The 21,417-nt window shown below is 65.4% G+C and carries 21 protein-coding genes and 1 riboswitch; of the genes, 13 read left to right on the top strand and 8 right to left on the bottom strand.

The window, feature by feature from the left end; genetic code table 11:
- Positions 1-4: 4 nt before the first annotated feature.
- Positions 5-2,026 carry a lytic transglycosylase domain-containing protein gene (locus LK539_RS22040; RefSeq protein ID WP_227803214.1) on the bottom strand — a complete coding sequence of 674 codons (2,022 nt, stop codon included), beginning with the start codon at positions 2,024-2,026 and terminating at the stop codon, positions 5-7.
- Between the two features lie 110 nt (positions 2,027-2,136).
- On the opposite strand from LK539_RS22040, the gene LK539_RS22045 reads away from it, so the two are divergent.
- The gene (locus tag LK539_RS22045; protein ID WP_227803215.1) at positions 2,137-2,673 is read left to right on the top strand and encodes a 5-formyltetrahydrofolate cyclo-ligase; all 537 of its coding nucleotides are present in this window, start codon (positions 2,137-2,139) and stop codon (positions 2,671-2,673) included.
- A gap of 106 nt (positions 2,674-2,779) precedes the next feature.
- On the opposite strand, the gene metF is transcribed toward LK539_RS22045, so the two are convergent.
- The 4 genes from metF to metK form a co-directional block, all read right to left on the bottom strand.
- Positions 2,780-3,610: a methylenetetrahydrofolate reductase [NAD(P)H] gene (gene metF / locus LK539_RS22050; RefSeq protein ID WP_227803216.1), complete on the bottom strand. Its 831-nt coding sequence runs from the start codon at positions 3,608-3,610 to the stop codon at positions 2,780-2,782.
- Positions 3,597-3,953, bottom strand: coding sequence for a phage holin family protein (locus LK539_RS22055; RefSeq protein WP_227803217.1), 357 nt, complete (start codon positions 3,951-3,953; stop codon positions 3,597-3,599). The genes metF and LK539_RS22055 overlap by 14 nt, the downstream gene beginning before the upstream one ends.
- Positions 3,954-4,072: 119 nt before the next feature.
- A complete protein-coding gene (gene ahcY, locus LK539_RS22060; RefSeq protein WP_227803218.1) occupies positions 4,073-5,488 on the bottom strand; it encodes an adenosylhomocysteinase in 1,416 nt (471 codons plus the stop codon).
- A 28-nt stretch (positions 5,489-5,516) separates the two neighbouring features.
- Positions 5,517-5,589, bottom strand: a riboswitch (S-adenosyl-L-homocysteine riboswitch).
- 199 nt (positions 5,590-5,788) lie between these two features.
- Positions 5,789-6,955 (bottom strand): methionine adenosyltransferase, encoded by a 1,167-nt coding sequence (gene metK, locus LK539_RS22065; protein WP_227803219.1) that lies wholly within the window; start codon positions 6,953-6,955, stop codon positions 5,789-5,791.
- Between the two features lie 189 nt (positions 6,956-7,144).
- Here metK and LK539_RS22070 point away from each other — a divergent pair, with 189 nt between their 5' ends.
- The 4 genes from LK539_RS22070 (at position 7,145) to lpxD (ending at position 10,919) form a co-directional block, all read left to right on the top strand.
- Entirely contained in the window at positions 7,145-7,996 is an 852-nt protein-coding gene (locus LK539_RS22070) for a lysophospholipid acyltransferase family protein (RefSeq protein ID WP_227803220.1), read from the top strand.
- A complete protein-coding gene (locus tag LK539_RS22075) occupies positions 7,993-8,856 on the top strand; it encodes a lipid A biosynthesis acyltransferase (protein ID WP_227803221.1) in 864 nt (287 codons plus the stop codon). Before LK539_RS22070 ends, LK539_RS22075 begins: the two co-directional genes overlap by 4 nt.
- A 51-nt stretch (positions 8,857-8,907) precedes the next feature.
- Positions 8,908-9,759, top strand: coding sequence for a diaminopimelate epimerase (gene dapF, locus LK539_RS22080; protein WP_227803222.1), 852 nt, complete (start codon positions 8,908-8,910; stop codon positions 9,757-9,759).
- A gap of 101 nt (positions 9,760-9,860) precedes the next feature.
- The gene (gene lpxD / locus LK539_RS22085; RefSeq protein ID WP_227803223.1) at positions 9,861-10,919 is read left to right on the top strand and encodes a UDP-3-O-(3-hydroxymyristoyl)glucosamine N-acyltransferase; all 1,059 of its coding nucleotides are present in this window, start codon (positions 9,861-9,863) and stop codon (positions 10,917-10,919) included.
- Here lpxD and LK539_RS22090 read toward each other — a convergent pair.
- Positions 10,916-11,767: an oxygenase MpaB family protein gene (locus LK539_RS22090; protein ID WP_227803224.1), complete on the bottom strand. Its 852-nt coding sequence runs from the start codon at positions 11,765-11,767 to the stop codon at positions 10,916-10,918. The two genes, lpxD and LK539_RS22090, sit on opposite strands and share 4 nt — an antisense overlap.
- A 268-nt stretch (positions 11,768-12,035) precedes the next feature.
- Positions 12,036-12,173 carry a hypothetical protein gene (locus tag LK539_RS22095; RefSeq protein ID WP_227803225.1) on the bottom strand — a complete coding sequence of 46 codons (138 nt, stop codon included), beginning with the start codon at positions 12,171-12,173 and terminating at the stop codon, positions 12,036-12,038.
- 9 nt (positions 12,174-12,182) lie between these two features.
- On the opposite strand from LK539_RS22095, the gene LK539_RS22100 reads away from it, so the two are divergent.
- The 3 genes from LK539_RS22100 to LK539_RS22110 are packed head-to-tail and all read left to right on the top strand — an operon-like array spanning position 12,183 to position 13,844.
- Positions 12,183-12,941 carry a substrate binding domain-containing protein gene (locus LK539_RS22100; RefSeq protein ID WP_227803226.1) on the top strand — a complete coding sequence of 253 codons (759 nt, stop codon included), beginning with the start codon at positions 12,183-12,185 and terminating at the stop codon, positions 12,939-12,941.
- Positions 12,942-12,950: 9 nt separating this feature from the next.
- A complete protein-coding gene (locus LK539_RS22105; RefSeq protein ID WP_227803227.1) occupies positions 12,951-13,415 on the top strand; it encodes a hypothetical protein in 465 nt (154 codons plus the stop codon).
- A gap of 27 nt (positions 13,416-13,442) precedes the next feature.
- Positions 13,443-13,844 carry a hypothetical protein gene (locus LK539_RS22110; RefSeq protein WP_227803228.1) on the top strand — a complete coding sequence of 134 codons (402 nt, stop codon included), beginning with the start codon at positions 13,443-13,445 and terminating at the stop codon, positions 13,842-13,844.
- 24 nt (positions 13,845-13,868) lie between these two features.
- Here the strand turns inward: LK539_RS22110 and LK539_RS22115 are convergent, their stop codons facing one another.
- Positions 13,869-15,452 (bottom strand): hypothetical protein, encoded by a 1,584-nt coding sequence (locus LK539_RS22115; protein WP_227803229.1) that lies wholly within the window; start codon positions 15,450-15,452, stop codon positions 13,869-13,871.
- Between the two features lie 472 nt (positions 15,453-15,924).
- On the opposite strand from LK539_RS22115, the gene LK539_RS22120 reads away from it, so the two are divergent.
- The 5 genes from LK539_RS22120 (at position 15,925) to LK539_RS22140 (ending at position 21,416) form a co-directional block, all read left to right on the top strand.
- Positions 15,925-16,977 carry a porin gene (locus tag LK539_RS22120; protein ID WP_227803230.1) on the top strand — a complete coding sequence of 351 codons (1,053 nt, stop codon included), beginning with the start codon at positions 15,925-15,927 and terminating at the stop codon, positions 16,975-16,977.
- Positions 16,978-17,197: 220 nt separating this feature from the next.
- Complete coding sequence (locus tag LK539_RS22125) at positions 17,198-18,478, top strand: porin (protein ID WP_227803231.1); 1,281 nt, start codon at positions 17,198-17,200, stop codon at positions 18,476-18,478.
- A 108-nt stretch (positions 18,479-18,586) separates the two neighbouring features.
- A complete protein-coding gene (locus LK539_RS22130; protein WP_227803232.1) occupies positions 18,587-19,252 on the top strand; it encodes a DUF484 family protein in 666 nt (221 codons plus the stop codon).
- Positions 19,253-19,256: 4 nt separating this feature from the next.
- Positions 19,257-20,192: a tyrosine recombinase XerC gene (xerC, locus tag LK539_RS22135; protein ID WP_227803233.1), complete on the top strand. Its 936-nt coding sequence runs from the start codon at positions 19,257-19,259 to the stop codon at positions 20,190-20,192.
- 138 nt (positions 20,193-20,330) lie between these two features.
- Positions 20,331-21,416 (top strand): GTP-binding protein, encoded by a 1,086-nt coding sequence (locus LK539_RS22140; RefSeq protein ID WP_227803234.1) that lies wholly within the window; start codon positions 20,331-20,333, stop codon positions 21,414-21,416.
- Position 21,417 lies beyond the last annotated feature (1 nt).

The following is a 21,417-nucleotide window of genomic DNA, read 5'->3' on the forward strand; positions in this document are numbered from 1 at the left end:
ACACTCAGGGCAGGATGGCGGAGCGCTCGCGCGGCTGTACCGGGCGCACCCGGGTGCGGATCGACTGCGGCTTGTTCTCGAACACGGCGGCGTAATTGGTGGCGTTGGCCAGCACGTTGCGCACGTAGTTGCGCGTTTCCGAGAACGGGATCGATTCGACGAAGACCGCGCCTTCCATCGGCTGGTCGAGCAGGCCGCGCCAGGCGCGGGCACGCGAAGGCCCGGCGTTGTAGGCGGCGGTGGCGAGGATTTCGTCGCCGTCGAAGTTTTCCAGCACCATGTTCATGTAGTTGGCGCCGAGCGTGATATTGGTCCGCAAATCGTTCAGCATGCCGTGCACGAAGTTATCCATCCCGATCTTGGCCGCCACCCACTTGCCGGTGGCCGGCATCACCTGCATCAGGCCGGAGGCGCCGACGCCGGAGCGCGCATCGCTGATGAAGCGCGATTCCTGGCGGATCAGGCCATAGACCCAGGCTTTATCGAGGCCCAGGCCCTGCGCGGTCGGGTGCAGGACGTCCAGGTGCGGCGCCGGGAAACGCTGCGAGTAGTCGAGTTCGGTGCGGGTGCGCAGCGAGGTCTCGACCGTGCGGTCAAGCAGGTCGTTGCGGCGAGCGATTTCGCCGGCAGCCAGCAACTGACGGTCAGACATGCCGCGCAGCGCCCAGTTCCATTCGCGGTTGCCTTCCGCGCGCAGGCGCAAGGCATAGAACTTCAATGCGCGCTGCAGGCTGGGGTTGGCGTTCACCGATGCCAGCTCTTCCGTGCTGAGCGGCATGATGGGCGGCGGCGCCACCACCTGGCGGCCCAGGTCGTCCAAGGCCAGCTGGCCATAGAAATGGTGCTGGCTGGCGACGCGCTCGAGTGCCGCCGTGGCTTCGGCCTGCCTGCCCTCCTGCCGGTCGGCGCGCGCCAGCCAGTAGACCCAGACGTTCTCGGCGCGCAAATTTGACGGCATCGACTCGATCGTGGCGCGCACAAGTTTCCAATCGCCGCGGCGCAGGGCGATGCGGGTCTTCCACTGCAGCTGCTCGTTGGTCAGGCGCGCGCCATTTGTGCGCTGCCAATAGTTGTAGGCCTCGGGCGAGAGCGCGATCGAGGCCGCATGCGCGATGCTGGCCCAGCCGATGGCGCGTTCCTCGCTGCTCAGTTTCGGGCTGTTCTTATCCAGTGCCACCGTCGCCAGCTTCAGGCTGGTGCGCGCCATGCGGCCGACCGCGACAAGGTAGATGGTACGTTCGGCGCGGGTGTTGCCGATGCCGCGCGCCATGGCCACGGCCGGCACGTCGACCGCCTGGGCGGCGCGGGTGTCGGACGCGCCCAGCAGCAGCGCGATGCGGCGCGCCGGGCCGGTGGCGTCGGCTTCGCCGGCCAGGCGCAGCTGCCACACGAGGTCGTCCTCGTTGAACTGGCCGGTCTGGATCAGCTGGGCCATCAGGGCCGTGCAGGCTTCGCCGTAGCCGGCCGGATTGACGAGTAAGGCCCGCGCTTCCTGCCCCACCTGTTCGCCGCGGCTGGCGCGCGCCAGCAGGGCGTAGCAGCGGATCTGCAGGTTGTCGCCGCGCGCCAGCTGGCCGGCCTCGCGCTCGAAGCCGGCGAAGTCGCGGCGCCGGCCCAGGTCGAGCAGCCATTCGGTGCGCAGCTGCTCGGCCACCGCCGTGCCCTCGTGGCGGCGCAGGACCTCGCGGATCTCGTCGGCCGTGGCGTCGCGCATCCGGGTTTTCAGACGATAATAGTCGACGTAGGACGCCAGCGGATAGGACGGCGGCAGGCGCGATGCGAGCGCGTTGACGCGCACGGCATCGTTCTGGCGCGCGGCCTCGCGTAGCAGCATGAAGGTATCGTCGTCGGCGCGGTTGTCGACTGCGGGCGCACCGGGAACGGTGGGGGCGCCGGCAGGTACCGGCGGCACGGCCTGGGCGGCCGGCGGGGCCTCAGGCGCAGACTCGGCGTGGACCGTGCCTGGGTACAGCGTCCACGATGCAAACACAATGGCAAGGGCGGCCGGCAGGGAGCCGGTTGTCAAACTCGATTGAAACATCCACAACTCTCAATGTACGCTGCATTCATACCATGACCGGCGAATCAAGAATACCATGTGCCCCCGGGCTCCTGCCAGCCACTGGCGCAAGCGCCATGGTCGAGAAACCACAGTTGCGCCGGATGCTGAAGGAACGGCGCCGCGCCATCGACCATGCTACCCGGCGCAGCTGGGACGACCGCATCGGCGCGCGCGTGCTGGCATGGTGGCGCGAGCATCCCGGCGCCGTGCTGGGCGTGTACTGGCCACTGGCCGGCGAACCGGACCTGCGTCCAGCCTACGCGGAATTGGCAGAGGCAGGCGTACGGCTGGCCCTGCCTGTCGTCTTGGCGCGCGACGCGGCGCTGGGCTTTGCCGAATGGGTGCCCGGAGAGCCGACCGTGGCGGACAGCCTGGGCGTGGGGGTGCCGGCGGAACTGCGCATGGTGGAGAGGCCGGATGTGCTGCTGGTGCCCTGCCTCGGTTTCGATGCGCGCGGCTACCGGCTGGGGTATGGGGGTGGGTTTTATGACAGGACGCTGGCTACCGAGCCACGGCCCAGGACCCTGGGGATTGCGTACGCGTGCCAGCAGGCGGAGTTCGAGATCGGGGAATATGACATTCCGCTCGATGAGATAGTCACGGAACTGTAGGGTGGGCGGGTCCTCCCGCCCACGCGGTCAACGGTCGCCAGCGCAGCCGCGACAGATCACATTGTGGTGATCACCGCGTGGGCGGCGCAGCCGCCCACCCTACAAGTCACTTCACCAGCCGCTGCCAGATTGCGGTCGTCGCCGCCGCCTGATTCATGCTGTAGAAATGCAGCCCCGGCGCCCCACCCGCGAGCAGGCGTTCGCACAGGCTGGTGACCACGTCGAGACCAAAAGCCTTGATCGAGGCCGAGTCGTCGCCGAAGCTGGCCAGCTTGTTGCGCACCCAGCGCGGGATCTCGGCGCCGCACATGTCCGAGAAGCGCATCAGCTGGGTGTAATTGGTGATCGGCATGATGCCCGCCACCACCGGCACGTCCACGCCCAGTTTGCGCGTATTGTCGACGAAGTCGAAATAGGCGTCGGCGTTGTAGAAGTACTGGGTGATGGCCGCATTCGCGCCGGCCTGCACCTTGCGGGCAAAGGCCTGCAGGTCGTCCTGGGGCGAACGCGCCTGCGGGTGCATTTCCGGGTAGGCCGCCACTTCGATGTGGAACCAGTCGCCGGTTTCCTTGCGGATGAATTCGACCAGCTCATTGGCGTAGCGGAATTCGCCGCCGGCGCCGTAGCCGCTCGGCAGGTCGCCGCGCAGGGCGACCAGGCGGCGGATGCCGTTGTCCTGGAACTGCTGCAGGATGGCGCGGATCGATTCGCGGCTGCCGCCCACGCAGGACAGGTGCGGCGCGGCCTGGTGGCCTTCGGATTTGATCTCGAGCACGGTCTGCAGCGTGCCCTGCTGGGTGGTGCCGCCGGCGCCGAAGGTCACCGAGAAATACTTCGGCTGCAGCTCGGCCAGCTTCTGGCGCACGACGCGCAGTTTCTGCGCGCCTTCGTCGGTCTTCGGCGGGAAGAACTCGATACTGAAATTAGGAGTTTCCATCGTTGTCTTTGAGGAGCAAGGTAGAAAGCGCCCACGAAATGATGCTGTACAGGATGGCTGCCAGGAAGGCGGAGCCGAATCCCCTGACGTCGAAGCCCTCGATCCAGTGCGACACCATCCAGAACAGGAGGGCGTTGATGACGAGGATGAACAGGCCCAGCGAGACGACGGTGACCGGCAGGGTCAGGATCACCAGCACGGGACGGATCAGGGTATTGACCAGCCCAAGCACGAGCGCGGCGATCAGCGCGGTCGTGAAATTGGTGACGTGAACGGACGACATCAGGAACGGCAGGGCCATCAGGGCCACGGCATTGATCAGCCAGGTAAGCAGCAGGCGCATTGCATCGACTTTCGTGGTACGCGGGCGTGCCTTCACAGGATCGTGAAAGGACGCCCGGCTGTTGAAAAAACGGGCGCTGGTTTTGGTTAAACTCAGCGCCCGCATCAGCTACCTAAGGATTAGTAACGGTAGTGGTCCGGCTTGTACGGACCTTCCTTCTGCACCGAGATGTAGGCAGCCTGCTCGTCGGTCAGCGTGGTCAGCTGGGCGTTGAGCTTCTTGAGCTGCAGGCGGGCGACCTTTTCGTCCAGGTGCTTCGGCAGCGTGTAGACGCCGACCGGGTACTTGTCGGTGTTGGCGTACAGCTCGATCTGGGCGATGGTCTGGTTCGCGAACGACGAGCTCATCACGTACGACGGGTGGCCGGTACCGCAGCCGAGGTTCACCAGGCGGCCTTCGGCCAGCAGGATGATGCGCTTGCCATCCGGGAAGATCACGTGATCGACCTGCGGCTTGATGTTTTCCCACTCATACTTCTTGAGCGCGGCGACTTCGATCTCGTTGTCGAAGTGGCCGATGTTGCAGACGATCGCCTGGTCCTTCATGCGCTGCATGTGCGCTTCGGTGATAACGTGGTAGTTGCCGGTGCAGGTGACGAAAATGTCGCCGTGTTCGGCAGCGTAGTCCATGGTCACGACGCGGTAGCCTTCCATCGCGGCCTGCAGGGCGCAGATCGGGTCGATCTCGGTGACCCACACTTGCGCCGACAGCGCGCGCATGGCCTGGGCCGAGCCCTTGCCCACGTCGCCATAGCCGGCGATGACGGCGATCTTGCCGGCGACCATGACGTCGGTCGCGCGCTTGATGCCGTCGACCAGCGATTCGCGGCAGCCGTACAGGTTGTCGAACTTCGACTTGGTGACCGAGTCGTTGACATTGATTGCCGGGAAGGCCAGCTTGCCTTCCTGGTGCATCTGGTACAGGCGGTGCACGCCGGTGGTGGTCTCTTCGGTCACGCCCTTGATGCAAGGCAAGCGCTTGGAGTACCACGACGGATCACGCGCCAGGCGGCCCTTGATCGAATTGAACAGGCAGATTTCTTCTTCCGAGCCCGGCTTGTCCAGCACCGAGATATCCTTTTCCGCGCGCACGCCCAGGTGCAGCAGCAGCGTGGCGTCGCCGCCATCGTCCAGGATCATGTTGGCGTGGTTGTCGCCCGGCCATTCGAAGATGCGGTGGGTGTATTCCCAGTACTCGTCCAGGGTCTCGCCCTTGACGGCGAACACCGGGGTGCCGACTTGAGCGATGGCGGCGGCAGCGTGGTCCTGGGTCGAGTAGATGTTGCACGATGCCCAGCGCACCTGGGCGCCGAGGGCTTCCAGGGTGCGGATCAGGACCGCGGTCTGGATGGTCATGTGCAGCGAACCGGCGATGCGCGCGCCCTTCAGCGGCTGGGCGGCGGCGTATTCCTCGCGGATCGCCATCAGGCCCGGCATTTCGGTTTCTGCAATGCGGATTTCCTTCTCGCCCCACAAGGCAAGGCCGATGTCGGCAACGAGGTAATCCGGGGAAGTGTCTTTGAGTACGGCGCTCATCACGCCCTCCTTTCAATGGTTGAAAAAAGTAACGTGAGCGCGGTGTTGATTATCCGAGCCTGGCGAAGATGGGAATCTTCGTCGCAACGCTCCTCGGAATGGGCTAGTTTAACACGAAGGGCGGTGTGTGGAAACCGCAGGTGTTGTGGTGCAACGGTGTTGTGTTGGTACGCTACGAAATTGGATCCCGGCCTTCGCCGGGAGTCATGGGCGCCAGTGGCGCGCATGACGGCTCATCGTTAAGTGGTACTCTCAGCACGTCGTCCCGGCGCAGGCCGGGACCCAAGTTAACACCTTCGATTACGACAGCCCCGCTTCCGCACGCAGCAGCGCCGCCTTGTCGGTACGCTCCCAGGTGAACTCCGGCTCTTCGCGGCCGAAGTGGCCGTAGGCGGCGGTCTTGGCGTAGATCGGGCGCAGCAGGTCGAGCATCTGCACGATGCCTTTCGGGCGCAGGTCGAAGTGTTCCATCACCAGCTGGGCGATCTTCTCGTCCGACACCACGCCGGTGCCTTCGGTGTACACGGTGATGTTGATCGGGCGGGCCACGCCGATCGCGTAGCTGACCTGCACCTGGCACTGGCGCGCCAGACCGGCGGCGACGATGTTCTTGGCGACGTAGCGGGCGGCGTAGGCGGCCGAGCGGTCGACCTTGGACGGGTCCTTGCCGGAGAAGGCGCCGCCGCCGTGCGGAGCTGCGCCGCCGTAGGTGTCGACGATGATCTTGCGACCGGTCAGGCCGCAGTCGCCCTGCGGGCCGCCGATGACGAAGCGGCCGGTCGGGTTGACCAGGAACTTGGTGTTCTGCAGCCACTCGCGCGGCAGGGTCGGCTTGATGATCTCTTCGATGACGGCTTCTTCGATCTGCGAGTGCGACACGTCCGGATGGTGCTGGGTGGACAGCACGACGGTGTCGACCGAGACCGGGCGGCCGTCGACGTAGCGCAGGGTCACCTGCGACTTGGCGTCCGGGCGCAGCCATGGCAGGCGGCCGTCCTTGCGCAGCTGCGACTGGCGTTCGACCAGGCGGTGCGAGTAATAGATAGCGGCCGGCATCAGTTCCGGGGTCTCGTCGCAGGCATAGCCGAACATCAGGCCCTGGTCGCCCGCGCCCTGGTCGAGATCCAGGCCCGCGCCTTCGTCCACGCCCTGGGCGATGTCCGGCGACTGCTTGTCGTAGGCGACCAGCACGGCGCAACCCTTGTAGTCGATGCCGTAGTCGGTGTTGTCGTAGCCGATGCGCTTGATGGTGTTGCGTGCGACGCCGATGTAGTCGACGTTGGCGTGGGTGGTGATTTCACCCGCCAGCACCACCAGGCCGGTATTGCACAGGGTCTCGGCGGCGACGCGCGCGCGCGGATCCTGTTCCAGGATGGCGTCGAGGATGGCGTCGGAAATCTGGTCGGCGACCTTGTCGGGATGGCCTTCGGAGACGGATTCGGACGTAAAGAGGTAGTCGTTGGACATGGAGGCTCCATTACTGCTGTGTTATGTATACATGCCGCAGCAAGGGTTGCCTGCGACGCTTTAGCGACATTTATATTCCGCTTCGCAAGTTGTCTATTAACTCGGCGGATCCTGCATAAAGTGGTATTTTACGCTTCCTTCGAGAATTTTGCTCTACCACGCCTCCGTCTTTCAACCTTAGTCAATCGCATGTTAGTTTCTTTATTCCGGGCACTATCGGTATTTCCATTGCCGTTTTTGCATGCCCTTGGTGCGGCCCTCGGCTGGCTCGTGTATTTACTGTCCGGCTCCTACCGCCGCCGCCTGCGCGCCAACCTGGCCCAGGCCGGTTACGAAGCCCACCTGAACGCGGCCGTGGCCGAAGCCGGCAAGGCCATCATCGAACTCGCCTTTGTCTGGTGCGCCGACCCCAAACGCGTGGCGCGCCACGCCAGCGTCGAGAACTGGGAACTGGTGCAGCAGCGCCTGGACGCCGGCCGCGGGATCGTGTTCCTGACGCCACACTTGGGCTGCTTCGAGATGACCGCCCAGCAGATCGCCCTGCAGACGGCGCTGACCGTCATGTACCGCCCGCCGAAGAAGAACGCCCTGAAACCCCTGGTCGAAGGCGCGCGCGCCCGCCACAACCTGAAACTCGCCCCGGCCACCCTGTCCGGCGTGCGCATCCTGGCCAAGACCCTGAAGAGCGGCGAGCCGATCGGCCTGCTGCCGGACCAGGTGCCGCAGGAAGGCGAAGGCGTGTGGGCGCCGTGGTTCGGCCGCACTGCCTACACGATGACCCTGCCCGCCAAGCTGGCCCAGCTGGGCAAGGCCGACATCCTGCTGGTCTACGCCGAGCGCCTGGCGCGCGGCCGCGGCTACGTGGTGCGCTTCGTGCCCTTCGAGGGCAGCCTGGAGGGCAGCGCCGCCGACCAGGCCGCGTCCATCAACCGCGCCATGGAGCAATTGATCGCGCGCTGCCCGGCCCAGTACTTCTGGAGCTACAACCGCTACAAGCAGCCGGAAGGCGTAGCCGGGCCGGAAGCTGAGGTGGCGGCATGAGGCTCCTGCTCGGTACCCTGTGGCTGCTGCACTTCCTGCCGCTGCCCATCCTGGGCCGCCTCGGCGAAGCGATCGGCAGCCTGATGTTCCTCATCATGGGCAAGCGCCGCCGCATCACCTTGACCAATCTGCGCCTGTGCATGCCGGAAAAGTCGGAGGGCGAACGCCATGCGATCGCGAAGCAGCACTTCCGTGCCTACGCGCGCAGCATCTTCGAGCGTTCGATCCTGTGGTGGGCGCCTGAGGAACGCGTGCGCAGCTATATCCATGTCGAGCCAAGCGTGCCCAAGGGCGAGATGGAAGCCGGCCCGACCATCCTGCTGTGCCCGCACTTCGTGTGCCTGGACGTGGCCGGCGTCGCCTCGCGCGTGATCCCGGTGTGCAGCATGTATGTGCCGCAGAAGAACGAAGCCTTCGACAAGCTGCTGCGCCACGGCCGCGAGCGCTACGGCCCGGTGCGCCTGGTGACGCGCAAGGAAGGCATCAAGCCGATCCTGCGCGCGCTGCGCGACGGCCTGCCCTACTTCATGCTGCCGGATATGGACTTCGGCGAAAAGGACGCGGAATTCGTGCCCTTCTTCGGCATTCCGGCCGCAACGCTCACCGCGCTGGGCCGCATCGCGGCCACGACCGGCGCCAAGGTGATCCCGGTGATCGCCACCTACCTGCCGAACTACCAGGGCTGGCGTGTGCGTTTCTATCCGGCGTGGGAGAATTACCCGGGCGACGACATGGTCGAGGCGACCCGCCGCATGAACGCTTTCATCGAAGAGCGCGTGCGCGAAGCGCCGGCGGAATACTTCTGGACCCACAAGCGCTTCAAGACGCGGCCGCCGGGCGAGCCTTCATTCTACGAATAATTAAGCTGAGCTAATCTATTCAGGATTTGGTTAAGCTGGACTGAAACAGACATGAAACTGACATTCACCAAGATGCACGGCGCCGGCAACGACTTCATCGTTGTCGATGCGATCAACCAGGACGTGAACCTGAGTCCGGAACAATGGCGCCGGCTGGCCGACCGCCGTTTCGGCATCGGCGCCGACCAGATCCTGGTGGTCGAACGCCCCGTGACCGAAGGTGTCGACTTCCGCTACCGCATCTTCAATAGCGACGGCGGCGAAGTCGAGCAGTGCGGCAATGGCGCGCGCGCCTTTGCCCGCTTCGTCAGCGACAAGGGTTTATCGGGCGAACGCAGCATCCGCGTCGAAACCATGAAGGGCGTCATCGCCCCGCGCCTCGAAGACGACGGCAGCGTGACGGTCGACATGGGCGCGCCGCGCCTCGATCCTGCCGAAGTGCCCTTCGATGCCGCCGGCCTGGACGGCGCGCCCGAAGGCGAGGACACGACCTGGCCGCTGTCGGTCGGCGACCAGACTGTGTTCGTATCGGTGGTCTCGATGGGTAATCCGCATGCGGTGCAGGTGGTCGAGAATGTCGATACCGCGCCGGTGGAAAGCATGGGCCCGGCGATCGAAACCCATCCGCGCTTCCCGCAGAAAGTGAATGCCGGCTTCATGCAGGTGGTGGACCGTCACCATGTGAGGCTGCGCGTGTTCGAGCGCGGCGCCGGCGAGACCCTGGCCTGCGGCACCGGTTCCTGCGCCGCCGTGGTGGCCGGCATCCGCCGCGGCCTGCTCGATTCGCCGGTGCGTGTATCGGCCCGTGGCGGCGAGCTCAGCATCGCCTGGGACGGCGTCGGCCAGCCGGTCTACCTGAGCGGTCCGGCGGTGACCGTGTTCGAAGGCGAAGTCGAGATCTGATCCTTCGCTGCTTGATCCAGCTTAGGGAGCGTTGGTAGCGCTGGAACCGCCCATCCGGACACCTGTCGAAAACCCGGACAGTGCCACATGAGGCGGACAGCATGGGAACCCGATTAGGCGAGCTGGTTGAGCGTTTCGGCGGACGACTGGAAGGCGATGCCGACATCGAAGTCACGGCGATCACCCCGCTCGACCGCGCCGGCGCCTCGGACCTCAGTTTTCTCAGCAACAGCAAATTGCGCGCGCTGGCCGCGCACAGCCACGCCGCGGCGCTGATCCTCGCGCCCGCGGACGACCCCGAAGTGGCCGCCAGCTTCGCGGGCGCGCGCATCGTCACCGCCAATCCCTATGCCTGGTTCGCCCGGGCCGCGCAGCACTTCGCTTCTGCCCGGTTGCCGCCACCCGAACCGGGCATCCATCCTACCGCCGCGGTACACGCCACCGCACAGATCGACCCCACGGCCCATATCGGCCCGCACGTGACGGTCGAGGCAGGTGCTGCCATCAAGGCCGGGGCCGCCGTCGATGCCGGCTGCTACATCGGCGTCGATGCAGTCATCGGCGAAGGCACCCACCTATTCGCCAACGTGAGCTTCCATGCCCGCTGCATCATCGGCGCGCGCGGCATCATCCATTCGGGGGCGGTCATCGGCGGCGACGGTTTCGGCTTCGCCGTGGAAGACGGCGTGTACATCAAGATTCCGCAGACCGGCCGCGTCCTCATCGGCGACGATGTCGACATCGGCTCGAATACGACGGTCGACCGCGGCGCGCTCGACGATACCGTGATCGAAGACGGGGTCAAGCTCGACAACCAGATCCAGATCGGCCACAACTGCCACATCGGCGCCCACACGGCCATGGCCGGCTGCGTCGGCGTCGCCGGCAGCGCCAGGATCGGCCGCCACTGCACCTTCGGCGGCGCAGCCATGATCAACGGCCACATCGAGATCGCCGACAACGTCCACATCACGGCCGCCACGATGGTGCCGAACTCCATTACCGAACCTGGCCGCTACACGGGCTATTTCCCGGTCGCCAGGAATGCCGACTGGGAACGCGTCGCCGTGCTGGTGCGCAAGCTGTCCAGCATGCGCGAGAAAATACGTGCGCTGGAGAAAGCAGTGAAAGCGCTGGCGGGAGAGAATCAAACGACCTAGCCCAACGCGGCTAGCCGCCGCGCAGCCTGCACCGGCGGCGTATCGCCCAGGGGCAGCAGCGCTGCCATCCGTGCCAGCGCACGTACCAGTACTGCCTCCCCAGGCCGCAGTCCGCGGCTGCGCAGTTGCGGCAATGCGCGCACCGGTTCCGGCACGATCTCCACCGCCGCACGCACCAGCAGCGATTGCAGCCGCCTCAGCGGCGCCGGCGCGATCGGCGCTGCCGTCATGGTCTGCAGGAACTCGTCGAGCGTGTCCGATCCTTCCAGGCGCGGCGCGGTCGCCGCCAGCAACGCTTCCCACTCCGGCCAGCTGCGGGGCGTGCCGGTTGCACCGTACAGCTGGGCAGCCGGCCGGCCTTCGGCAAACGCGGCATCCCGCTCGGCCGCCGACAAGCTGCGGACGTAGTGGTGATAGGCCTCGGTGAAGCCGAAGCCGGCGGTCGCGTGCACCCAGTCGAGCAGCTGCGGATCGTTGGCGCGGTAGGCCAGCCCAGCGGCGGTGCGGCCTTCCACCCTGCCGTGCATGCGCACCACGCGCGCGATCAGCTTCTCGGCTTCGGAACGCGGACCGTAGACGGTCATCATGGCGGCAGCGCCGGTGCGTCGCAGGCGCATCACCGGGTCGCGACGGAAGCTGCTGTGTTCCCATACGCCGGCGCGTACCGCCGGTTCGGCCAGTTCCAGCAGCACCGCCGTCACGCCACCGACGAACAGGGCCACCGGGTTGGCGAACACTTCCCAGGCCACGCCGCCCTGCGGCGCCAGCGCCGGCTCTCCCGCGGGCTGGCTGAAGTCGAAGGCCATGCCCGGAGGCGGCTGCATCAGTTCCCGTATCGTTCCCAGCATCGATCCTCTTCTTTCTCCCTCTTGCTGCGCCTGACTGCCGGCGCATTCGCGGCGAGGCGCTACTTCATGAAGAAGCTCCTCCGCTTGCGCGTTCGCGCAGGCCTGTTCGTTCGCCCGAGGGTACGAGCACTTCACGCCTGCTGTCGCCACGTTCGACGCCAGGACCGATGGCGATGGCGTCGCCTTCCTCCCGGCGCCGCAGGTCGCTGCGATCGAGCTCAAGCGGGGAAGCGGCGGGCCGGAGCGCTGTGCGGCGACCTCATCCAGTTCACCAAGGTAGCGGAATCGCTTCGCCGTGCTCGTCGACGACCGGGACCGGCGACACCGCCAGGATGCCGTACAGACGCAGGTCTTCGCTGCCATTGTTGACGATCTGGTGCAGCTCGTTCGGCTGGCACAGCAGCACCGTGCCCGCATGGCAGGGAGTGTCGACCCCATCATGGCGCAGGATGCCGTTACCGCCCGTAAATATGAGACCGCGCGCGGCCAGCAGGCCTTCGAGGCGTGGAGCGAACTGATCCTGCGGCTGGACCAGGTGCAGCAGGAACTGGCGGCGCCGGACGGGCTGGCCGGCCAGCTGGCGCTGTCGATCCCCAGCGGCTGCCTGTCCTGGCTCGCGCCCCTCCTCCACCGCTACCGTGCCGCCTGGCCGCGCGTCCAGCTGTGTCTGAACATCGCCGACGGCCGCAGCGACCTGGTGCGCGACCGGAACGACCTGGCGCTGCGCTTCGGTCAGCTCAAGGACAGCAATTTGCGCGCGCTGAAGCTCACCGACTCGCCCCTCGTCGTGTGTGCGTCACCCGGTTACCTGGCGCAGGCCGGAACGCCGCGCGTGCCGGCCGACCTGGCGGAGCATGAGGGCGTGTTCTTCCGCCGGCCGGACATCGGCCGGCCGCGTCCGGTGGAGCTGGCGCCCGAGTCCGCCTCCTGGCAGGCCGGGGCGATCATCAACGACGGCCAGGCGCTGGTCCAGGCAGCGCTGGCCGGCTTTGGCCTGATCCAGGCGCCGCTGCTGCTGGTGCAGAGAGAGATCGATGCCGGCCAGCTGGTGGAAGTGCTGTACGCGCATCGGCCGGCGCCGATGGAGGTGAACCTGGTGTTTTCCGGTGCACCCTGGCTACCGGCCCAGACGCGGGCTTTCGTCGATATGGCGAAGGAGATGTTTCGGGGCTAGAACGTCCTGATGCGCGAACTTTTTAAGGAGCGTTTTTTGAAAAACATTCTCGCTGGTATTCTGCTGTTGGGATTGTGCTGTGGTGAAGCAGTAGCATGTAAATGCGTAACGAGGTCGCTCGACGAGTTCGTGACGGATGCTGACGCAATCTATGTTGCGACACTTGAAGAAGCCAGGACCGTAAGGGATGCTGCTGGTAGCAAATGGCCGTTTGTTGAAGGGCGGTTCTCGGTAAGCCGGACCTTGAAAGGAGCGGCACGTGCTCGAAACCTGGTGTTGCGGACCGGCTTGGGCGGAGGCGACTGCGGGATTCCAATGACGATCTCCCATCGGTACATCATCTTTAAAACGACGAACGTGGACGAGATCCACGACTGCGACGGTTCGCGCGAAATTTACGAGCCTGAAGAAGTGATTGCGGCCAAAGTGAAGGCGGCGATGAAAAAAAGACCTTCCAAGCCATCGGGAAAGTAAGGTCTTCAACGCTTGTCAGGAGGTGTTATGGCGAACTCTCAACAGCAGGCCGCAAATTGGCTGAGCTTCTTGCTGACGCAAGATGTGCCATTCAACGAGTTATTGCGAAGCCATGTTGCCATCGGCAAGATCAGTGAGCTTTGCAATTGTGGCTGCCATGGATTCGGGTTTGAAGTACCTGCTCAGGCCACGGTTCGACCATTGCAAGAAGGGGCAGGCGTTTTTTACGAACTGGCGTTCGCGTCTAACCACCCCGAGGAGATCACCATGCTTTTGTTCACCGATGAACGTGGCTATCTAAGCTGGATAGACGTCACTTATGGCGCATGCAATATCGACCCTATGCCCGACGGAATCGCCCCGGCAAATAAAATTGGCGTCTGGCCCGGTACCCGACACGATCTGCCAAGGGTTGACGCAGCAGACTGACCTCATGCAGCTCCGTGAGATAACTCAGGCCGCCAGGCCCATTTCGCCAGGGCCTTCGCCCTCGTCGTCTCCTTTAGTGCCCGCACCCACCAGGGTCCGCAGCCGGTACAGCCGCTGCCGGTAATTCCCCTCCGGCCCCGACGGCCCGCAATCGATCCCTTCGAACAGCCGCGCGATGCGGTCCAGCGCGTGGCGTTCCTGGGCCGTGTCGACCAGCACCAGGCGGCGCTTGCTGCGTCCGTAGCTGGCGCGGATGTCGATCACGAGGCAGTGGCCGTGGTCGGCGGCGGGAACGTCGAGCAGCAGCGCTTCCGCGCGCGACAGGCCGAACAGTGCCGCCAGTTCGAGCCGGGCGTGCAGCAGCGGATGCGGCGCCAGCGCCCCTTCGTGCCCGGCCAGCAAAGCGCCGGTCTCGACATAGGCCGGCGCGGACAGGCGCGGAGCGATCTTGCGCAGCAGCGCCACCGCTTCGGCGCAGCCCTGCGCCGAAGCCTTCTGTAGCCAGTAGACGGCGCGGACGTCGTTGTTCTCGTTCTCGCGGCGCGCGCGCCAGGCGTTGTGGCCGCACTCGAGCTGGGCGTCGCGGTAGCCCATCTCGGCCGCGCGCTCGAGGTAGCGCTGGGCGTCCGCCACGTTGCGCTGCGAGAACTCGGGTTTGATATAGATGCGCGACAGGGCATACCAGGCCTGGGCCAGGCCCTGCTCGCCCGCCAGCGTCAGCCAGCGGATCGCCTTCTTGAAGTTGGCGGCGCCGCCCGCGCCGGCGATGCGGCGGCCGTCGACGCCCATGCGCGCGCAGCGCAGCCCCATGGCCAGCTGGGCGTGGCGGTCGTGTTCGGCTGAGGCGAGTTCCCAGAAGCACAGCGGTTCGTCCGGCGCGACGGCCAGGCCGTTCTTGGCGAGCTCGTCGTTGTGACTGCCCCCGTCGAGCAGGCGCGCCACGCGCGACAGCAGCGCGATGTCGCCCGGGGCCAGCCGGTGCACGCCTTCCTGGCTGGCCGTGGTGCTCACCAGCGCCCGCGCCAGGGGCAGCGCGCGTATCAGGTAATCGATCCAGTGCCCGTCTTTCCAGGCCTGGTCGAGCACGGCGGACTGGGCCTCGGCCACGCCGTTGTCGGCGGCACGCCGCAGCCAGCCCTGGGCCGACACCGGGGCCGGACCGCTGGCCGCCGGCGACACCGGCGCGGCGTCGCGGCGGCGCGCCAGCAGCCACTGGGCTTCGGGGAATCCGGCACGGGCCGCATCGTCGAGCGCGCGCAGGGCCTTGGCCGACAGCGGCGTGGCAGGCGGGGCGGTGCCGTCGCCCAGCACCAGCTGGGCGAACACCAGTCCGGCGTGCACGCTGCCGTCCTCCCAGGCGCGCTCGTACCAGGGCGCGAGCGCCGTGGCGCTGGGCTGGGCCAGCGCCAGGGGAATATGGTTGCCGATCAGCTGCCAGGCCTGCCGGCAATCCTGGCGCGCGGCGCGCTCGAGCCAGTGCAGGGCCGTCGGCAGGCTCTGCGGCAAGCCGGCGCTGCCAAACAGGTAGAGCTTGCCCAGCTCGAGCTGGGCAGCGGCCTGCCCGGCGCGGGCGTTGCGGATGATCGCCAGTTCTTCGCGGTTAGCCATTGGAGCTTGTCATGGTGTGGATCGGCCGGTGCAGCGGCGACGGAATATGGCGGACATCGAGCGGACCTAATGGCAGCGCATCGGGCAACAGGATGCATCGCCCGTCAAAATGTTGCCAATATACAAGAAATCCCGGAATGCCGTTGCCGTGCACCTTGGTTTGACGCTGAGTCTACGGCGTCGTCGCTGGCGCTCTGGTTCAATCCCATTCTTCCTTGAGGCCGCGCAAACGGTTTCGTCTGGCGGACACATCCTTATTCATGGTGGATTTGTTACATGCTTTTTGACACGCGTTTCAAAAATACAACAGCACGATTCGATTTATTGGCTTTCGACCAACTCGGCCCGTCATAATTGACAAAACCGACAATCTTGACGACTCAAGCATTTAAGGTGCAGCTATCCCGGCATTCGGTGTTGACCCTCAATGCCAGGGATAGCTGAGATTCACTTAAGAAAAGGAACACGAATAATGAAACAATCCCTCATGGCTATCGCACTGCTTGGCGCATTCGCTGCCGGCACCGCGCAAGCACAGACCTCGGTCCAGATCTACGGCACCATCGACGCCGGCGTCATCAAGCGCAGCGGCCAGACCCTGAACATCGGCAAGCGCGCTTCGAACACCCTGGGTTTCAAGGGCACCGAAGAACTGGGCAACGGCCTCAAGGCACTGTTCCAACTGGAAATGCGTTACGAGCCGGACACCGGCACCAATGAAATCGGCGGCAACGGCACCCAGCGTCCGCTGTTCCAGGGCCAGAGCCGCGTCGGCCTGCAGGGCGACTTCGGTATGGTCCGCATCGGTCGCGGCCTGACCCCGTACCACGAAACCGTCGGCGCCTTCGAGCCCTTCCATGCTTCGCCGAGCCCGGCCGGCTTCTGGACCGACCTCGCCGTCGCAGGCTACACCTCGCAGCCGCTGGACGTGGCTGGCTACTCGAACAACCGCTTCTCGAACGCGGTCTGGTACAACTCGCCGACCACCAGCGGCTTCCAGCTGAACGCTGCTGTCGCCACCAAGGAAAACGGTGGCGGCCCGGCCGTGATCGGCCGCGGCACCGCAGCCAACCCGCAGTTCCCGGTCGGCGCACAAGCTTCGTCGAACCCGTTCTCGATCACCGGCACCTACAACAACGGTCCGGCAGCCTTCATGGCCGGCTACGAGCGCAACGCCATCGAATCGAAAGTCTGGTCGATCGGCGCATCGTTCGCCGCCACGCCTGAACTGAAGCTGATGGGCCTGTACTCGAAGCAGGACCAGGAAGAGAACCGTTTCGCCAACGCCAACACCAACGCATGGGTGCTGGGCGCGAACTACACCATGGGCCCGGGCAAGTTCCTGGCTGGTTACGGCCAGAAGGACACCGACGGCCTGCAGAAGGTCAAGCAGTTCTCGCTCGGCTACGAGTACAGCCTGTCGAAGCGTACCTACCTGTACGTGGACGCATCGCGCAAGAAGGGCATGACCGCCCTGCCGTCGACCGTGAACCACTACGACGTCGGCGTGAACCACTCGTTCTAAGCTGACACAGCCGGGTACGGGCCTGCGGGCCCTACGCGAACAAGGGCGGACATGGGCAACCATGCCCGCCCTTATCATTTCAAGTCATTTTGTAGTATTTAAGCAACGATACTACACACAGCTATCGCTCCTGCATTGGGAGTCTGTACAGTGCACCGAAGCAATGGCATATTGGCATGCGAGTAAGAAAACGCTCGTTCGCAAATTACATGGAGACGCAATGAAGAAAAGTATCTTGGCCGCACTGCTCGGCACCTGTTTCGCAACTTCGGCCTTCGCGCAGACCAGCGTGCAGATCTACGGTATCGCCGATGCCGGCGTGATGTGGCAGAAGGGCGGCCCGACCAAGATCTACAGCGGCGGCGCCGACGGCTCGCGTATCGGTTTCAAGGGTACCGAAGACCTGGGCAACGGCTACAAGGCAATCTTCAACCTGGAAGCGCGCGTCGAGCTCGACACCGGCACCCAGCAGCCGACCCTGATGAACGACAATCCGGGCACCTACCTGCTGCGCGGCATGACCGGCATCCCCCCTGCGATCCTGTCGCGCCTGCAGTCCCTGATCCAGCCGCCGGGCGGCCCGGCCGTCAACCAGGAACGCGCGCTGTTCGACCGCACCGCGATGGTCGGCCTGATCACGCCGGTAGGCGCCGTCCTGCTGGGCCGCATGTACACCCCGGGCTACGAAGTGTTCAACAAGGCCGATACCTTTGAATCGGGCACCGGCGGCACCTGGGGCCACGTGACCGGCGGCACCGCCGGCTTCACCGCGCTGGGCGCGGACATCCGCTCGCAGGAAGCCATCCAGTACCGCATCGCCCTGCCGAACGGCATCGGCGCTTCGCTCATGTACGGTCCGAAGGGTTCGGGCTACCTGGGCCGCTACAACAAGTTCCGCGCCGGCGCCGTCACCTACACCGCCAATGGCTTCGACGTCGGCATCGGCTACAACCACGGCTACGACCAGCAGAACCGTCCAAGCCTGCGCACCACCACCGTGGGCGGCTCCTACCAGCTGAACGAGACCTGGAAACTGTTCGCCGGCTTCCACAGCCAGCGCAACAGCAACTCGGTCCTGATCGCCGACTACACCGCCGGCTGGGACCAGGGCGTGACCCCGGTCCTGACCCAGCAGGGCATCCCCGCGACCACCCAGGCTCAGCTGCGCGGCATCTTCACCCGCGCGATCTCCGCCAACACCCAGCAGGACGCCAACAGCTACCAGGTCGGCGCACACTACAAGCTGGGCAGCGGTCGCATCATGGCGCAGTACGCACACCAGAACGACCGTACCGCCACCAACAGCGACGCCAACCTGTACGCGCTGGGCTACGACCACTTCCTGTCGAAGCGCACCGACGTCTACACCGTTGCAGCCTTCATCAAGAACAAGGGCCTGGCGCAGTACTCGCCGGGTACCTCGGGCAACCCGGGCGGCTTCACCGAGACCCCAGGCGCGGACGGCCGTTCGCTGCAGATCGGCATCCGCCACCGCTTCTAAGGCGCTGCCGGCCCCAAGAGACGCCCCACTGGGGCGTCTTTTTTTATGTCCGTCGATATCTGACCGTCAGGTAAAATGACGGATAGACTTTTTTACCTGCCTACTTCCATGACCATCGAGACACTCGACGCCAACGCCGTTGCCCAATACCTCATCGACCACCCGCAATTCTTCGAGGAGCACGCCGGACTGCTGGGCCAAGTGAAGCTGTCGAGCCCCCTGACCGGCCGCGCCGTGTCGCTGCAGGAGCGCCAGATGGAAGTCATGCGCGACAAGTACCGCGTGCTGGAACTGCGCCTGGCCGAACTGACCCGCCGCGCCGAGGAAAACCACGCGATCGCCAACCGTTTCCATGCCTGGAACCAGGCCCTGCTCGCCTCCAGGGGCGGCGCCGCCATGCCGCGCGACCTGGTCGATGCGCTGCGCACCGAATTCATGGTGCCGCAGGTCACGCTGCGCCTGTGGAACCTGGCGCCGGAACATGCCGACACCTGGTTCGCCAGCGGCGTGTCGGACGACGCCCGCCTGTTCGCGGCCAGCCTGCGCGCGCCTTATTGCGGCCTGAACAACGACTTCGAAGCCGTACGCTGGCTCGACGACCCGGCCACGGTGCGCTCGACCGTCCTGATGCCGCTGAGCATGGAGGGCAAGACCTTCGGCATGCTGGTGCTGGGCGCGCCGAACGACGACCGCTTCACGGCCACCATGGCGACCGACTTCCTGGTCCACATCGCGGCCACCGCCAGCACCGCGCTGGCTCCGCTGCGCGCCTGAACCCATGACGGCGGCGCCGACGGACCTTGCCGCACGCTACCTGGGCGAGCTGGCCACCCAGCGCCAGCTCTCGCCCCATACGATCGCGGCCTACCGGCGCGATCTGCAGGAACTTTCTACCCTGGCCGGCCACGAGGACTGGCAGAAACTGAGCCACCACGACGTCCGCCGCTTCGCCGCCAAACTGCACGCCGGCGGCCAGTCGCCGCGTTCGATCGCGCGCAAGCTGTCCGGCTGGCGCGGCTTCTTCGACTGGCTGGCGCACCAGCTTGTGCTTAGCGCCAATCCGGTCGAGGGCGTACGCGCGCCGCGCCGTCCGAAAACCCTGCCGAAAGCCCTATCGGTGGACGATGCGGTGCAACTGATGGAAGCGAATGCGCACGGGCACCCGGAACCGGCCGAGCTGTGCGACCGCGCCATGTTCGAGCTGCTGTATTCGAGCGGCCTGCGCGTGTCGGAACTCGTTTCGCTCGACATGGTCTATACCGAGGGCGGCAATGGCCTACCCGCCTCGCTTGGCTGGCTGGACCTGCAGTCCGGCGAAGTGGTCGTCACCGGCAAGGGCCGGCGCATGCGCCGCGTGCCCGTCGGCGCACCGGCGCGCGCCGCTTTGTCCGCCTGGCTGGCCGTGCGCCCCGTGGCCCGCGACGGCAGCGCCGCGCTGTTCCTGTCAAGCCGCGGCACCCGCATGACGCCGCGCGTCGTGCAGACCCGGCTGAAGGCGCACGCGCTGCGCGCCGGCACGCCGGTGCACGTCCACCCACACGTATTGCGGCATTCGTTCGCGTCGCACGTGCTGCAATCCTCGGGCGACCTGCGCGCGGTGCAAGAGCTGCTCGGACATGCGAGCATCACGTCGACCCAGATCTATACGGCGCTCGATTTCCAGCACCTGGCCGCGGTGTACGACAAGGCCCATCCGCGCGCAAAAACCAAGTAAGCGCAAAATAGGCGGACACAACGTGAAGCTTGAGCAACGTCAAGACGCTGCACGGTTCATGGTGATGTAACACGAAATCCGGCATAATCGCCCGATTCTCCCGCGCAGACAGCGGGCCCAAGCGACAGCAAGGCGAACATGGAACCAATCCCAAGCACCATCCTGACCGGCTTCCTCGGCGCAGGCAAGACCACCCTCCTCAACCGCATCCTGCACGAGGAGCATGGTCTGCGCATCGCGGTCATCGAGAACGAATTTGGCCAGGAAAACATCGACAACGAGATCCTGGTGCGCGACACCGGCGAGCAGATCGTCGAGATGAACAATGGCTGCATCTGCTGCACCGTGCGCGGCGACCTGATCGTCGCCCTGACCAGCCTGGCGCAGAAGCGCGCCGCCGGCGAAATCAGTTTCGATCGCGTGGTCATCGAAACCACCGGCCTGGCCAATCCGGGGCCGGTGGCCCAGACCTTCTTCGTCGACGAAGAAGTGGGCGCCAACTACATGCTGGATGCCGTGGTGACCGTGGTCGACGCGCGCCACGCCATGATGCAGCTGGACACGCACGAAGAAGCCCAGCGCCAGGTCGGCTTTGCCGACAAGATCCTGCTCTCGAAAACGGACCTGGTGGATGCGGCCGCGGTCGACGCCTTGAAATCGCGTCTGCACCGCATCAACCCGCGCGCCCCGATCTCGACCAGCGACTTCGGCCGTGCGCCGATCTCGGAAGTGCTGGACCTGCGCGGCTTCAACCTGAACGACAAGCTGGAGCTGGATCCGGACTTCCTGCGCGCTGAAGAGCATGCGCACGATCACGATCACGATCACGATCACGAGCATGAGCACGGCGAGCATTGCGGCCACGATCACGACCACGCCCACGGCGAAGCCTGCAATCACCAGGATCACCACCACAGCCACCACACCGACGACATTGCCGCCTTCGTCTTCAAGAGCGAGCGCGCCTTCGATCCGGAGCGCCTCGACCAGTTCCTGGGCAGCATGGTGCAGGTCTTCGGGCCGCAGATGCTGCGTTATAAGGGCGTACTCTCGATGGCGGGCGCCGACCGCAAGGTCGTGTTCCAGGGCGTGCATCAAATCATGGGCAGCGACCTGGGGGCAAAGTGGGGCGAAGACGAAACCCGTGGCAGTAAAATGGTGTTTATTGGTAAAAATTTACCAAAAGACGTATTTATCCGCGGACTGGAACAGTGTTTGGTATAAA

This window comes from Massilia sp. IC2-476, assembly GCF_020707295.1.
In the GTDB taxonomy this organism is placed as follows: domain Bacteria; phylum Pseudomonadota; class Gammaproteobacteria; order Burkholderiales; family Burkholderiaceae_D; genus Telluria.